The organism is Mojavia sp. (assembly GCF_059505145.1).
This window is the reverse complement of the sequence record NZ_JCACKA010000135.1, coordinates 1-16,084: the sequence shown is the minus strand read 5'-3', so window position 1 is coordinate 16,084 and position 16,084 is coordinate 1. Positions and strand designations below refer to the sequence as shown.

The window sequence follows — 16,084 nt, the reverse complement described above, 5'->3', positions numbered from 1 at the left end:
GATTCATAACGTGATCTTAGATCAAGCACAGACAATAGCAACTAAATCTGACCTAGAGCAAATTGTTAGTAAAGCCACATTTATATGGGAACGTCTCAACGATAAGCGTATCGAGATAAATGTTAATACAATTAATATAAAAGAAGCTAATACACGCCTTATCAATTGGTGTAAAGTTGTGAGTTCGGGAAATCAAGAAGAATACAATAAACGCTTGGAATGGGATGGATGGAATATTGAAAGAGTACGTGAAATACTAGGAACAGAGCTTATCTTAAATAATCAAAACTTGCCAAGTTGGACAAATACTTTGGCTGAAATCATTCACACAGCTTCAGAATTTAAATTAAAAAAAATATCTCTAAACCCACTTATTACAGAAGATCCTTATCCATTTGAAGATATACTACTACCTCTGATTTTGGTGGCGAGACAAAAATTACTTAAGCGGTTAGGTTCAACTTCGTTATCTCAAGAAGATTTACCATTGAGAATTTTGGATGAATCCGCTTATCTGAGTTTAGAACGGGCTTTACTCGCAAGATTGTTTAATCTCACTGGGAAAACTTTGGAGTTTGAATTTTCTCATTCTCGTACTTTGGGACAGAACTTACTAAATCTAGTAATAGACAAGGCAAAAAGCACGTCTAGTCAAGTTAGATATCATAGTTTTGTTGAGAAATTGCTGTCTGACGGGCTGCTGAAATTCTTTCAAAAGTACCCTGTATTAGGCAGGCTAATATCAATAACTATTGACTTTTGGGTAGAAGCAACTAGCGAATTTTTAGAGAGGCTGAATGTTGATTTACCAGAAATTCAGCTTTTCTTTGCTCAAAATACATCTAGCACATTACCAATTAATAAAGTAATAGCAATTAAATCTAGCTTGTCTGACCTACATAATCAAAATCGCTCTGTGATTTGCCTCACATTTGAATCTGGATTTAAGCTTATATATAAACCGAAAAATCTAGGATTAGAAGCTATATTTTGCCAACTTTTAGAATGGTGCAATCAACAATTAACTTCAACGGATGAACAGGAATTTGATTATCCTAATTTAACCTTCAAAACTCTCAAAGTTTTAAATAAAAAAAATTATGGTTGGGTAGAGTATATAGAACAACTTCCCTGTGCAGATGAAACAGCAGTAAAACGTTTTTATACACGGGCAGGAATGTTACTTTGCCTGTTATATGTTCTAGGAGCAACTGACTGTCACAATGAAAACTTAATTGCCTGTACTGAACATTTGGTGCTGGTTGATATGGAAACCGTGATGCACCATGAAGCAAAATTGATGGAAAGTTTTTTAGCTAAAACAGCTACTTCAGCGGCAACAAATCAACTGTTTGATTCAGTATTGACCACAGGGCTATTGCCAATGTGGCAATTTAATGAAGATAGCTCTATTGCCAACGATTTTAGTGGTTTGGGTAGTGTTGATGTTCAGCCAGTACCAATACCGATGCCAGTCTGGAGAAACATCAACACGGATAATATGTACCAAGGGTACGAAAAGATTGACAGACCTGTTGAGGCAAATATTCCTACTTTAAATGGGGTTCCACTGTCGCCTAATAACTATATTGATGAATTAGTTAGCGGTTTTGAGCAAATGTATCGCTTTTTGATCAGACAAAGAGAAGCACTACTAGCCCCTAATAGCCCCCTTGCTGCATTTGCCTCTCAGGAAGTACGATTCATTTTTCGCCCTACAAGAATTTATGGTATTGCTCTCAGTAAAGTTATGACTCCAGAATTTCTCCGACATGGGTTGGACTGGAGCATACAAGTAGATATCCTGAGTAGGTCTTTTCTGAGCAACAATAACAAGCCACAAGCCTGGCCAATTTTGTCAGAAGAACTAAAAGCAATAGGGCAGTTAGATGTTCCTTACTTTAGTGCCTCTGCTGGTTCTGCTCACCTCACCTTTGGGTCAAAGCGAAGTATAGCTGAGTATTTTCAGGAACCGTGTTTATCCCAGGTTTTGACTAGGTTGCAAAAGCTCGATGAAACCGACCTAGCACAACAAATAGAAATTATTCAGTTAGCTTTTTATGCTAGAGAAGCGCGGACTTTGCAAGCTGAAACCAATAGCTCTGTAACAGAGAAGTTAATCAACTCGGTTCCATTAATCTTGACACCAGAACAATTGGAAAGGCAGGCATTCGACATTGCCAGCGAAATTCAGCAACGGGCTATCAGAGGTACAGATGGTAGTCTCACTTGGATTAGTTTGAGCTATGTTCCTAACGCCGAGCGGTTTCAACTTCAGCCTTTGGGGTATAGTTTCTACGATGGTAATTGTGGTATTGCTTTGTTTTTAGCAGCTTTAACTCATTGTACAGAGCATACCCAGTTTGGCGACTTAGCCTTAAAAGCTATACAGCCTTTACAAAAAGTTTTGCAAACATCTGATGCCCAGACTATCCAAAACTTTGCTTTGGATATGGGAATTGGTGGCGCAACAGGACTTGGTTCTATCATCTATTGTTTGGTCAAAGTCAGTCAATTCTTAGACTTGCCTCATCTATGTGAAGATGCTGAACAAGTTGCTAAATTGATAACACCTAGTACGATCGCCCTTGATCGCAAGTATGACATCATTTCAGGAGCAGCAGGAGCAATTTTAGGGCTGTTAGCACTTGAGCAAAAAACAGAAAATCCAGAAGTTTTGCAACGAGCGATCGCCTGCGGTCAGCACTTGCTTGAGTATTGTCACAAAGCCTACACCCTGAAAAATGTAATTTCCAAACCCTTGACTGGTTTCTCTCATGGTGCGGCTGGTATCGCCTATTCACTGTTGCGACTTTATGCAGTTACACAAGACAGTGCTTATTTAGATGCGGCTCGTAGTGCGATCGCCTATGAAAACAAATTTTTCTACCCTACTGCTGGTAACTGGCGGGAAATCATTCCCATCTATAACCCTGCCTCGCCACCTGTTTTTTGGACAACTTGGTGTCATGGCTCTCCTGGTATTGCTTTGGGACGATTAGGAGGTTTATCGATTTATCAGACACCAGAAATTCTCCATGATATAGAAGTGGCCTTGCAAACTACTCAGAAGAATGCCTGGCAGAATATAGATCAACTCTGCTGCGGCAATTTGGGACGTGCAGAAATAATGTTAGTGGCAGCCCAAAAACTTAATAACCCTCAATGGTATGAATCAGCTCAACAACTCGCAGCTATGACAGTGCGGCGAGCAATACAAACAGGAAATTATAAGTTATTTGACAACTTGCCTAAACCTGTATTTAGCCCTTGTTTCTTCCAAGGCTCTACTGGTATTGGTTATCAATTGTTGCGGTTAGCTTTCCCAGAAGCCTTACCTTCTGTACTGCTTTGGGACTAAGGAACACAGGGGTGAGGGTGTAAGGGAAGAAATACTATTTCTTTCATATTTTGCGCTTTGCATCGTCGCGCTAGTTAGCGGCTCAGATATTGCAACAACTTCCTCCTGATTAATTTTTGAAATCCAGCATTTTGTTCTTATCTAAAAAATAAAAAAACTTTTTTGTTTTTAGATAAGAACAGCTACATATATGTAATTATTTGATTTTTAAAAAGACATAAATTTTTCATGGCATCTTTTTTTAGATGTTATGTTTTTTAACCAAAACAATTTGAGAACAACTAAAAAAATGCGATTGTTTTAATTAGATTGAGTATTTAATATAAAAATATGAGCAGAAAAACAGAAAAGAAGTATAAAGTCTACTTAAAAATATTTCGTTTTTCCGCTTTGTAAATTAATATTTGACCAAAAGGAATTGACAATCATGAGTAAGCAAAACGTTGAACAATTTTACATTGTTGTTGAAAATAATCAACAATTGCAAGAGCAGTTAGGACAAGCTGATAACCCGCAAAGCTTTTATGATATGGCTGCGCGTTTAGGTCAAGAAAATGGCTATTCTTTCACGGCTCAAGAAGCTGAAGATTTTACTAATCAAAGAGTTCAGCAAGGTAATGCCGAACTTAGCGACCAAAATCTAGAGGCTGTGGCTGGTGGACGTTCATGCCCAATGGATACTAGATTCACATTTTGTGTGTTTATTAGCAGCTGTTGGGGTAGTAAGTGCTAAAGGTTAAATCTTGAGCAAAGCAATTCACAAGAGATTTATCCGCGAATTAAGTTATAAACCTTATAAATAAAGGTTAAGAAACTAATTTGCGGATAAGTCTGATTATGAGTAAAAAAAATTTATAACAGTTTGACATACTTGTTTAAGCCTTTGTATTTTGTTACATCTAATTTTTTGTAATAACAGTAAATTCAAATAATATTGTAAAAAACTAAATAATTTAAATTTTATTTTTTTGAATAGCTATACTTTCTTGAATAAGCTTTTATGAAAATCTTATTTTCAACTAAAAAGAGTGTGCAGTATGTCATATAATTTTCGAGCTAATTTCTACAGTGAACTCCTTCGGACTACACTAGAGTCTTGCCGACGAAGCAATGAAAAACATATAAAAAATACAACAAATAGTGCTAACAATTTAGTAGAAGAACACTTAGTAAAGCTAATTACAACTCGCTTGCCACTAACAGACCAAAAGCTGATAAGTAAGTTTGTAAATGCTCGGTTGCGAGGTTTGAATGCTGCACGCCAAGGAAACTTAATGGCGGCTGAGTGTGCATTTATCGAGGCGCGTATACCTTTGCAATTAAATAAATTTTCTTTGGAGGGTAGTTTACTTTATGAGTCTTTACTAGAACAGTCACAATCTTACCTTGATTATCGCCGTGGTGATTTTGACAAGGCTCGTAACCGAATATTTAAGGCGATCGCCAATGATGTGGTGTTGGAGGAAAAATATGGCTACGAGATTCTTTTCCTACATCGTATCCACCTCGCTCATAATCTTGTGCGAATCGATGCACAACGCAAGTGCTTTCAAGGCGCTCTTGAACTAGCTTGTCAGATTCTCAGCTATCTTGAAGGAGTATCGGAGCTATTACCAATTCCAGGTATTTGGGGCTATGAGCTTGTAGCGCGTCAATCCCCAGAGCTGGTCGCTGTTATGTTTGCAGAAATCACTAGTGAAGTTGCTATTATCTTAGCAGGGCAAAACCGTCAGTTGGCGCGTCACTTGTTTGCAGTTAGTTTCGCTTATTTTCACTTAGAAACTGATGATTACCGCCACTGTCACCCGCAAGCGTATTTCTGGTTGCTGATTAAACAAGCATTCTTAAATAACGATTTTGCTACTTTTCTAGGACGTGCATCCAACTTCCTAGCTTTTGGACGTGCTGATACACCCGTACTCTGGTATGCAACTCTTATTGATTTAATTACCCTGTGCGATGAGTTTGCTCTACCTGACTCAGAATTAGTCAGGCGAGAAGTTGCCAGTAGTATGGTGACATGGGAAAAACTGCCTCAAAAGTTTTCCTCTTTACTCTGCAACTGTGCAAATGCTGCGGCGGTATAGAAGTCAGACAACAATACTTTTCCAACCTGAACGATAGTACTGTAGCGCGAGTTAAGGTCGAAAAACGCGCTCCCATCATTTATATATTCTTTATTTTGAGGTCTTTGAGTGGTATCTACTAACCTAATAATCCCGACTAATCCTTTACAGGACTTGCAAGCACTCTTTACAGGTAGAAGTATGCGCGTCAAGACACCCACTCTACTGCAAATGGAGGCAGTGGAATGTGGTGCTGCTGCTTTGGGAATTATTCTCGGTTACTATGGTCGGATAGTACCACTCCCAAAACTGCGGCAGGACTGTGGAGTTTCCCGTGATGGCTCTAAGGCATCAAATATGCTGAAGGCTGCAAGAAATTATGGATTCCAGGCTAAAGGCTTTAAAAAAGAACTAAAGCAACTCCAAGAACTACGTCCTCCTTATATTGTCTTTTGGAACTTTAACCATTTCCTTGTTGTAGAGGGGTTTCGCCACCAGCGAGTTTATCTAAATGACCCTGCTACAGGGCCACGATATGTATCCTTACAGGAATTTGACGAAGGATATACCGGAGTAGTACTGGTTTTGGAACCAGGTTCAACGTTCACCAAAGGTGGTCGCAAACCTAGCATGATACTCTCTCTTTTGTCACGGCTAGGTAATGCTGTTGGTGCTTTAGTTTACTGTTTAATTGCTGGATTTTTCTTAACTTTAGTCGGTTTGGCAGTACCAGTCTTTAGCCAAGTGTTTGTAGATGACATTTTGGTACAGCAACGGCATGATTGGCTGCGACCACTGCTGTTAGCAATGGCGATCGCCGCCGTACTTCAGGGGTGGCTAACGCTACTACGGTTACGATATCTGCGTCGCTTGAAGACTAAGTTGGCTGTAGGGATGTCGAGCCGCTTTCTCTGGCATATTCTGCGTTTACCTGTTAGCTTTTATGCCCAACGCTTTGCGGGAGAAATCAGTAACCGTACCAGTCTCAATGACCAAGTTGCCGATGTCCTTTCTGGAAGTTTGGCAACTACTGTCATTGATGCGGTGATGGTGATTTTTTACGCACTGGTCATGTTTCAGTATGACTGGGTACTAACCTTGGTTGTGGTTAGCTTTGCTGCTATCAACGTTTTAACTTTGCAGTGGATTTCTCGGCAGCGCGTAGATGCTAATCAGCGATTGATACAAGAATATGGTAAAGCTGCTGGTGCATCGATTGCTGCTCTGCAAAATATAGAAACCCTCAAAGCATCAGGCTTAGAGTCAGATTTCTTTTCTCGGTGGTCAGGTTACTACACCAAAGCTCTCAATTCTCAGCAAGAACTGGGCGTAACAAATCAAACATTCTCAGTATTACCCTCGCTTCTATCTGCCCTTTCTTCGATGCTTCTGTTGGTTGTAGGTGGTTTACGGGTAATGGATGGACACCTCAGTATTGGAATGCTTATAGCCTTTCAAGGTTTAATGCAGAGTTTCGAGGAACCTGTGAACAATCTTGTCAACTTCGGCAGTACCCTGCAAGAACTAGAGGGCAACTTGATCCGTCTGGATGATGTGCTAGACAACCCGACAGATCCGCAATTGGAGAAGAGAAAATGGGGAGCAGGGGAGCAGGGGAGCAGAGGGGCAGAGCTTGAGGGGAGCAGGGGAGCAGGGGAAGTAAATTCTTCCTCATCTCTTCTGCCAAGATTACAGGGGTATGTCGAGTTGCGGAACATCTCATTTGGCTATAGTCCCCTTGAACCTCCTCTGATTGAAAACTTTAATCTCTCAATTAAACCTGGACAGCGAGTAGCCTTGGTAGGTGGAAGCGGTTCTGGTAAGTCTACCGTTGCCAAAATCATCAGTGGGCTTTACGAACCTTGGACAGGAGAAATTCTCTTTGATGGTAAACCCAGAGAGCAAATTCCCCACGAATTACTCACTAATTCTGTCGCAATGGTGGAACAAGATATCTTGCTATTTAGCGGCACGGTAAGGGAAAATTTGACCCTCTGGGATGCCACGATCGCAGATAAAAATTTGATCCGTGCTTGTGAGGATGCGGCTATTGACGATGTAATTCTTTCAATGTCTGGGGGATACGACGCAGAACTGATGGAAGGGGCTGCTAATTTAAGCGGAGGTCAGCGACAAAGGTTAGAAATTGCCCGTGCCTTCGTGAATAACCCTTCAATACTCGTCATGGATGAAGCTACGAGTGCCCTAGATGTAGAGACGGAAAAAAACATTGACGAGAATCTCCGGCGGCGCGGATGTACATGCATTATTGTCGCACACCGATTAAGCACAATTCGAGACTGTGATGAAATCATCGTCCTAGAACGCGGAAAGGTAGTGCAACGAGGTACTCATAAACAATTGTGGGAAGTTGAGGGCGTGTACTCGCGGTTAATCTGCACTGAAGGGGAAGCTTTGCAGGAAGGGTAAGGGAGCAGGGGGAGACATGGCGATAAGTAACAACTGACAACAGGACAAATTTTGAAATTTACTATTATTCTGCGTTACGACAGGAATCAGAGAATGAAGAAACGAACCACGAAGAACACAAAGAGCGCTAATAGAAGAGAGTTGTAAAGAGTTTTTGCGTCAGTACCGTGGATTTTTGAAAAATTAGGATGCTCACCTAACAACTGACAATTGACTAAATAATTATGGTGATACAAGGGCAACTTTACCAAATTACAGGCAATGAGCCGATACTGCTGGACGATCCCTACAAGGTTTGGGTAATTCAATCTGGCTCGATCGCATTGTTTGCTGTCACAGTTAAAAATGGTGTTATCGAAGGTACTCGCCGTTATTTATGCAGTTGTAGTACAGGGGAGGCACTTTTTGGAACCGCTGCTAGTTCTGGCAATCAGCACCGCCAGATTTTGGCAGTACCAGTTGGAGAGACAGAACTGCTACAAGTACATCAGGAATGCTTCAGTGAGTTAGTAACAAATGCAGATGCAAGAGCGATCGCTTGGGTGGAAAATTGGTTAGAGCAACTTGGTAGTGTACCTCAGTTCGCTACACCCATAATTCAGGTGAAAGCGGCTGAACAAGCACGATTTTCTCTGATCGCTGGTCAGACTTTCCAACCAGAAGCGGGTGTTGTTTGTTGGGTACAGCTTCAGCAAGGGACTGTCCGCTTTTTGGGGTTTGAGGATTTGACTTTGACAAGTGCAGCAGGTACTTTTTGTCTGGGCGATCAAATCTGGCTAGAAGCTGTAGAGGAAGTTCAATTTACCACTGTTGCTACTTCCGAAATCTCCAACTCGGATACTTTACTCTTGGGACTGTCACAATTTCATACTCAATTTCTACACTCTATTGACCTTTTAGATCGGCAAGAAGCGGAGGATGAACTACAACGTTTACGCGATCGCCAACGCCTCAACCGCCAAGTCACAGCGGAGGCTCTAGGGGAGCTAGCATCTACTCTAAATTATCAAGACGAGCACTTTTTCCTCGAAGGCACACCTTTGTTAGTTGCTGCTGGTGCGGTAGGAAGGGCTTCGGGGGTGAAAATCTGCCCTCCGGCTCGCTCGGAGAACCTCAAGCGGGTTAAAGAACCATTGGAGGCAATTGTCCGGGCTTCACGCATTCGGATGCGACGGGTGTTGTTGCGGGACAACTGGTGGGAGAAGGATTCTGGCCCTTTAGTAGCCTACACCAAGCAGGACAACCGGCCAGTTGCACTGTTACCGATATCTGCAACTAGCTATGAAATATTTGACCCAGTTGAGCAAACTCGCCTGAGAGTAAATGAAAGTAGAGCCGCAGCACTGGCTCCTGTTGCTTATATGTTTTATCGGTCTTTGCCGGATAAGGCGCTCAAAGCTTGGGATTTACTCCGGTTCGCATTTCAAGGACGTAGTAGGGAACTAGTTGCTATTTTATTGACTGGCGTTACCGTAACATTACTAGGGATGCTCACACCCCAAGCAACTGCAATTATCATGGACAACGCAATTCCAGATAGCGACAGGGGACTATTGCTGCAAGTTGGATTAGGCTTGTTAGTTGCTGCTTTGGGAATAGCTTTATTTCAGCTAACTCAAGGTTTTGCTATCCTGCGAATGGAAACGGCTTCTGACGCTGCCACTCAAGCAGCTGTCTGGGATCGGTTGCTTAAGGAGCCTGTATCCTTTTTTCGTCAGTACACGACAGGTGACCTTCAGTCTCGCGTATCATCGATTACTACGATTCGTCGTCAACTCAGTGGCAAAACTCTAATAAATTTGATTACCAGTCTGTTCGCACTATTTTACTTGGGACAGTTGTTTTACTATAACTTCAAATTAGCCTTAGTTGCTGTTGCTGTAGCAGTAGTTGCGATCGCTGTTACTAGCCTCTCTGGTATACTCCTTCTCCGTAAGGTGCGTCCACTGCTGGAATTGCAGGGAGATATTTTTGGACAGACGGTGCAGTTAATCAACGGAATTTCTAAACTGCATGTTGCTGGCGCTGAGGATCGCGCCTTTGCTTCTTGGAGTAAAAAGTACTCTCGGCAAGTCAAACTTGAACTCAGTACACAGCAACTTGAAGACTTTGTGGCACTTTTCAATACATTGATGCCCACGCTAACTTCTGGAATACTTTTTTGGTTTACCATTAGTTTGTTTGAAGAAGCTCAGACTTCAGGAGCGATCGGATTATCTCTTGGCACTTTCCTAGCTTTCAACGCAGCTTTTGGCAACTTTATTAGGGGAGCCACAGACCTGAGCAATACAGTTACTGATGTTTTGCAAGTTGTCCCTCAGTGGCAACGCACCCAGCCCATTTTGGCAACCATACCGGAAGTGAATCTCAGTAAAGCTGATCCAGGCAAGCTCATCGGCAGAATTGTTGTGGATCATGTGACATTTCGCTACCGCAGTGATGGAGCGCTAACGTTGGATGATGTGAGTATCTCTGCAGAACCTGGGGAGTTCATTGCTTTTGTCGGGGGATCTGGAAGTGGGAAATCGACAATATTCCGCTTATTACTAGGGTTTGAAACTCCTGAAGCTGGTACTGTTTACTACGATGGGCAAGACTTATCTGGTTTAGATGTAGACGCTGTACGCCGACAGTTGGGTGTGGTTTTGCAGGGTGGGCAACTAACAGCCGCTTCGATTTTCGATAATATTGCTGGTGGCGCTCAGATTACCCTAGATGAAGCCTGGGAAGCTGCGCGAATGTCTGGGTTTGCTGATGATATTGCAACGATGCCAATGGAAATGCATACAGTGATTAGTGAAGGGGGTGGCAATCTTTCTGGAGGACAACGACAGCGGTTGCTGATTGCTCGTGCTTTGGCATTAAAACCCCGTATTTTGTTATTCGATGAGGCTACTAGTGCGCTCGATAACAGAACCCAGGCAATTGTCAGTGAAAGTTTAGATAAGTTACAAGTTACCAGAATAGCGATCGCTCACCGACTAAGCACAATTCGCAATGCTCATCGCATCTATGTACTCCAAGCAGGCCGGGTTGTACAAAAAGGAACTTTTCAAGAGTTAGCTGCTGTTGAAGGGCTATTCGCTCAGTTAATGGCTCGGCAAATGGCGTAGCTGCTTGTGATTTGTTTTGCTTGTGCCCTTTTTCTGGCAGACTAAATCGAATTATGGCAAGTCAAATATATGATTACAGAACTTACGCACTCAGATCCCCCAACCCCCTTCAAAAGGGGCAGCCCTGCGCCCTTGCGGGTTCCCCGACTCCCTCAGTGGCGTGGCTTTAGACGTTTCCCCCTTTTTAAGGGGGGCTAGGGGGGATCGGGGTTTCAGGCTTGGGTGCGTAAGTCCTAGATTAATATCGTGTCTGGGTTAAAGACTTATTATTATACAAGTTTCAACTAACCATTACCTCTCACGGGGACTGAAACATATCTTCAATAGACCTTTTGCAAAAAAGTTTTATGGTTAATTAATTGATTAACTAAAGCTAATTCCACCATTCAAATCAGCCTCAACACACCAAAATCATGCGCTCTGTGAACAGAGTAGTTGATTAACTTAGCTAATATCAGTAATCACTTTTATCAATGTTAGCAGTTATATCAGTGAGTATAGAATCAATATTTTTTACGTCAAGTAACTCTTTAAATAATTGCTAGAACGAGTAATCCCTAGAACAAGTGTAACTTTTGGGCTTTTACTCAAGTTAAAGAGCTTGACAAAATCCCAAATTTAAGGCAATTGTAGGATGTTTTGCTCACTCAAATCTTTTTTATGATATTTCAACAACTCCATACAGGAGAACATTTTTCTTTTTCTGGGATAACTACACCTTACATCTATAGAAAAATAAATGCTGACTATTATAGTCAGAACGGTGTTTTAAAACGAATTCGTCCGCAAACAAGAATTAGAAGGTTAGATTCTGAAGAAGTCAACGAATATCTCAAACAAAAGCAGAATTCATTTGAAAATGACTATTAATTGCCAAGTGAAACCAGAGTTTTTCGATATCTATTAAATGCTGAGATGCTTTGAGAAGCCGTTCTGCAAGTCGTATCTATCAGGGTAAAGCTGCTCTTGTAACTCCAATACCTTCTGCTGAAAACTGTTCATAGTTCGACTTTAAGTAAGTTATCAATTTAAATATCGCTTGTACGCGTTTTAATCAATATCCCAGATTGCAATGCTGAGCGTGGAGCATAGGTCAATAGCTTTAACACCAATAATCCCTGGCTCAATTTCCGTTGCTATTTTCTCTAATAGGGATTGAAAACTAGGGTCTTCATCATTTATTTCCAGTTCAATCAAATCCGCATTCTTCGATATAACAGTTGCCCAATGTGGTAGGTTTTGGGGAACCTTATTAGCATAAAGTTTCATAGTTCTAGCTCCAGATGTAACTTGACTTCAACAAACTGCTTCACGAAATTCATAGTTCCACCCGGATAAGGCATTAGATTCCGTTTAGGCCTTTTTATTGTTGAGTTTGCTTCTTCACAATTAGCTAGCTCCTATCATTTAAATGGCTGAACAATAGTCATAATTGGATTGTTGCAGCCTTTCTATAGCTTTCATTGATTTATTCAATGAATTGCCTTGTTTGATTTAGATAAACTAATAGCTTGCAGTGATTCTTCATTGGAGGTGAGTATATGACCCACCCCTTTTCTTTGTCTAGTTACTGTTTACTCAGTTGCGCTTCAAATATCTACGATTTTCTTAACTGGGCAATCCTTTAAATTTTATAGAGCATGAGTTAACTTTTTCCGTAATTTTACTGCTTTAATTCCTCAAACTTGAATGTACAACTTGTGAGGTAATTGTTTATCAAAGCTGAGTGAAGAACTTAATGCTTTTCTCACGCTGTTAACAATTGCTCTGTCTGAGTTTCTAATGTGAACATCCATAAACATAGTTAGGTTGTTCCAACATAAGGTTTGTCTCTAACATCAATGCCAATTGCTAATTCTTGGCTTGCGTTGGTACTGATGAAGTTATTTATTGCCATTCGATGCTCAGACATAACGCTAGTGAATAACAACCAATACAATCAATCACATTGCTTATGAAAGTTACATTGATGAACACGCAACACATAGTAATAGCTAGTCTGTTAGTTACAAACTATGTACTCTTCGCCATGTTGCTCCAGTACCTGGATGGGATTACATACTAAAGAGCCAAGCGATTTAAAGCATATTGTTTGGCTCAACACATAACTTTCTAAACCGAACCGTATTGGCCTCAGCCCTCGTGTTTAGTCAAGAACAGAATTTACGCACTCAGATCCCCCAACCCCCTCCCGGGGGCTTTAGACGTTCCCCCTTTTTTAAGGGGGGTTAGGGGGGATCAGGGTTTCAGACTTCAGTGCGTAAGTCCTAAAGAAGAGGATGGGGCGGTCAAGGAGACAAGGGGACAAGCTGAAAGAACTATAAACAATTCTTGCTCGTTGTCCCTAATTCCCCCACTCCCCTCGTCCTTTTCTGGTCAACTTGTTTGCCAGTGATTACCTAGTATTATGCAAGTAACAGTTTAATTGCTTGCTTTACAAGTTCTCACACAATGATCGCATTACAGTGGCAGCATTCAATGAACGCGCCCTAAAAGCATAGAAAAAAGCAGGTTTCCACCAGCTACAAACATTTCTTACACGAGATGATGGACAACCATTCATTATCTTGATACGACAGCTTTGAAGATGTCTACGGTACAAAGATCACCGAACAGATGTTAATAATGAGTGCCTGATTTGCGATGTTCAACGGCAGTCACCCCATCATTTTCTAATACTTCTCCTTTATCAATTACGGCATAAATTAACCATCTGTCACCGCATTCAAGTTGGTTTGTGACGGTGCATTCTAAATAGGCTAATGCCTCAGTTAGAATTAAACAGCCATTATCAGCTGTTTTTGTCTCCAGATGGGTAAAGGGATTATCTTCTAATGTGCTTTGGCGGGAGAAATAGCGGCGGACATTTCTGCCTTCTTTGAGGATATTCAGCACAAATTTATCGCCAGGATGACGCATCAAATCGGCATTTTGCTCTTGGGCGATCGCAATCATAATTCCTGGTGGGTTAAATGTTGCTTGAGATATCCATGAAGTTAAAATACCTTTGTGGCTTTCTTGGTCGCGGGTGGTGACTACACACAAGGAACCAATTATCCGTCCTACTGCTTGTTCGGTACGGTCTATTTTAGCTTCGGGAACTACTTGGCGGGGAGTACGCAGTTTCTTAGTTTTCTTTAAGGTTTGGGCAAAGGTAGCTCCTGCGGCTTGACACTGTTGGAGAATTTCTGGTGTAGGACTAAAGCGTACTCTAATTGTTTCAAAGCCTAAACGGTAGTTGGCATCTTTGAGCTTACTTTCGATTAAATCTATGGCTTCCCCACTCCAACCATAGGAACCAAAAACTCCGGCTAACTTAGTTTTCGCCGCCGTTGAAAGGACTATACCTAAAGCAGTTTGGATTTGTGTTGGTGCATGACCGCCTAAGGTGGGAGAACCGATAATTAATCCATCGCACGCTTCGACAATACGGGTAATCTCTGCGGGTTCTGCGAGTTCACAATTGATGGACTCGACATTGATATCATTTTCAATTAAACCTTGAGCGATCGCCTGAGCTAAAATTCCTGTATTCCCATAAGCAGAAGTATAAAGCAAGGCAACGCTTAAATCTTGAGATTTCTGCCCTTGACACCACTGGCGGTAATCATAGGTAAAACGACTCAGGCTGTAACGCACGACTGGCCCATGTCCAGCGGCATAACATCTAGCTCCCAACACTGCCAATTTATCTAAAGCGGCTTCCACTTGTTTGGCTTGGGGTGCATGAAGACAGTCGAAGTAATAACGACGTTCCGCGTCTAATTTTTTCCAGTCTTCGTCAAATAACGTATCTTCGCAAATATGAGCGCCAAAAAATTTGTCTGTGTAGAGAATTTTGGGTGCAGGGTCGTAGGTACAAAGTCCATCAGGCCAACGAGGAGTAGGCACTGTGATAAATGTTAGCTGGTGGCCTTGTCCTAAGTCCAAAGTATCCTCAAAACGGACAGCTTGAATACGTGATTCCCACTCAGGAAAAGCAGTTTTCAGGGCATTAGCCGCCGGGCGGGAGCAAATCAAGGTAGCTTGCGGTGCGAGGGAAAATAACTTTTCCAGAGTAACTCGGCGGTTGGGGTTGACGTGACCAAGAATAATGTAATCAAGGGTTGCCAAGTCGAGATGTTGGGCTAGTTGCTCTAGATAAATTGCCGTGAAAGATTCACCAGGAGGGTCAATTAAAGCTTTTTTGTCAGCCTGGATAAGGTAAGAATTGGCTGTAGTTCCCCGTTGACGCGAATACTCAACTTCAAATTTTAGGCGCTCCCAAGTGCGCGATCGCAAAATCAGCGTATGTTCGCCAATATCTGCAACTTGTACATCTCTGGGGCGGCTGAATGTGGCAACGGTCATAATCATCTCCTTAAGGTGGGAATGCTGCTTTGGGGAAGTCTGTAAGCCTTCCTGAAAGTCCGGGTTTTAGTTGTCAATTAGGGGGGCAATTGTCTCTCTTTCCGATAATTCAAATCTGAGGCTAAAGCCCCGCACCTTCAGGTCGGGGTAAGCTTATCTTTGTTTGTTTCTAGCCCCTAGCCTGTTAACTAACGTCCATTTGTTTGTGCTAATTCTTGCTGAGTGCGATTTTGATAGCGTTTAAGTATCCGTTGTTCTGGGTCAATACCTTCAAAAGTGGGGGGTAGCCAAACTCGCACAATTAACAGGATTCCCAGCACTAATAAGAAGGCACAAGTGGCTAAAACTTGACTCCAATTGGTTTCTAGTACGCCTTTGACAATGACCTCTCGTAAAGCAGAGACGATGGAGACTTCCACTGCTACACCTATAGAAATGCGTTGTTCTTGCAGGTAGATAATCAACAGCCGAAATAACTCAACTAAAATCAGCAAAAACAAGATATCGGCAGTAACAACGTGAAAATCTAAAGGAGGAAGCAGGGAGAGAAACATATCCCACACCTGAATTGCCATAAAGCTAAATAAACCGATACATAGGGAAATCACAATCACATCTTGAATAAACTCCAAGGTGCGAACAATGCGACCCCGATTAATTTCGTAAACAGAAATTGGGCTATCTTCGGCAACAGGTTTGAACATATAAATGGGGATTGGGGATTGGGGATTGGGGATTGGGGATTGGGGATTGGGGATTGGGGA

The 16,084-nt window shown here is 41.9% G+C and carries 8 protein-coding genes; 5 read left to right on the top strand and 3 right to left on the bottom strand.

From position 1 onward, the window contains the following. Positions 1-10 precede the first annotated feature (10 nt). The 5 genes from AC5JL8_RS35665 to AC5JL8_RS35645 all read left to right on the top strand — a co-directional run bounded on the left by AC5JL8_RS35665 (position 11) and on the right by AC5JL8_RS35645 (position 10,970). The gene (locus AC5JL8_RS35665; protein ID WP_495884416.1) at positions 11-3,361 is read left to right on the top strand and encodes a type 2 lanthipeptide synthetase LanM family protein; all 3,351 of its coding nucleotides are present in this window, start codon (positions 11-13) and stop codon (positions 3,359-3,361) included. A gap of 427 nt (positions 3,362-3,788) precedes the next feature. Then, positions 3,789-4,094, top strand: a complete 306-nt coding sequence (locus tag AC5JL8_RS35660) for a Nif11-like leader peptide family natural product precursor (RefSeq protein ID WP_495884415.1) — start codon at positions 3,789-3,791, stop codon at positions 4,092-4,094. 304 nt (positions 4,095-4,398) lie between these two features. Continuing rightward, entirely contained in the window at positions 4,399-5,448 is a 1,050-nt protein-coding gene (locus AC5JL8_RS35655) for a hypothetical protein (protein WP_495884414.1), read from the top strand. Positions 5,449-5,556: 108 nt separating this feature from the next. Beyond that, positions 5,557-7,857 (top strand): NHLP family bacteriocin export ABC transporter peptidase/permease/ATPase subunit, encoded by a 2,301-nt coding sequence (locus AC5JL8_RS35650; protein ID WP_495884413.1) that lies wholly within the window; start codon positions 5,557-5,559, stop codon positions 7,855-7,857. A gap of 224 nt (positions 7,858-8,081) precedes the next feature. After that, positions 8,082-10,970: an NHLP bacteriocin export ABC transporter permease/ATPase subunit gene (locus AC5JL8_RS35645; RefSeq protein ID WP_495884412.1), complete on the top strand. Its 2,889-nt coding sequence runs from the start codon at positions 8,082-8,084 to the stop codon at positions 10,968-10,970. A gap of 1,050 nt (positions 10,971-12,020) precedes the next feature. Here the strand turns inward: AC5JL8_RS35645 and AC5JL8_RS35640 are convergent. The 3 genes from AC5JL8_RS35640 to AC5JL8_RS35630 form a co-directional block, all read right to left on the bottom strand. Continuing rightward, on the bottom strand, positions 12,021-12,239 hold the full coding sequence (locus tag AC5JL8_RS35640; RefSeq protein ID WP_495884411.1) for a hypothetical protein: 219 nt from the start codon (positions 12,237-12,239) through the stop codon (positions 12,021-12,023). A gap of 1,350 nt (positions 12,240-13,589) precedes the next feature. Continuing rightward, positions 13,590-15,320: a diflavin flavoprotein gene (locus AC5JL8_RS35635; protein ID WP_495884410.1), complete on the bottom strand. Its 1,731-nt coding sequence runs from the start codon at positions 15,318-15,320 to the stop codon at positions 13,590-13,592. Between the two features lie 188 nt (positions 15,321-15,508). Then, a complete protein-coding gene (locus tag AC5JL8_RS35630; RefSeq protein ID WP_495884654.1) occupies positions 15,509-16,024 on the bottom strand; it encodes a phosphate-starvation-inducible PsiE family protein in 516 nt (171 codons plus the stop codon). Positions 16,025-16,084 lie beyond the last annotated feature (60 nt).

Excerpts from the sequence above, each read along its gene's own strand:
- AC5JL8_RS35660 (WP_495884415.1), top strand. The coding sequence starts at position 3,789 with ATGAGTAAGCAAAACGTTGAACAATTTTACATTGTTGTTGAAAATAAT.
- AC5JL8_RS35655 (WP_495884414.1), top strand. The coding sequence starts at position 4,399 with ATGTCATATAATTTTCGAGCTAATTTCTACAGTGAACTCCTTCGGACT.
- AC5JL8_RS35645 (WP_495884412.1), top strand. The coding sequence starts at position 8,082 with ATGGTGATACAAGGGCAACTTTACCAAATTACAGGCAATGAGCCGATA.
- AC5JL8_RS35640 (WP_495884411.1), bottom strand. The coding sequence starts at position 12,239 with ATGAAACTTTATGCTAATAAGGTTCCCCAAAACCTACCACATTGGGCA.
- AC5JL8_RS35635 (WP_495884410.1), bottom strand. The coding sequence starts at position 15,320 with ATGACCGTTGCCACATTCAGCCGCCCCAGAGATGTACAAGTTGCAGAT.
- AC5JL8_RS35630 (WP_495884654.1), bottom strand. The coding sequence starts at position 16,024 with ATGTTCAAACCTGTTGCCGAAGATAGCCCAATTTCTGTTTACGAAATT.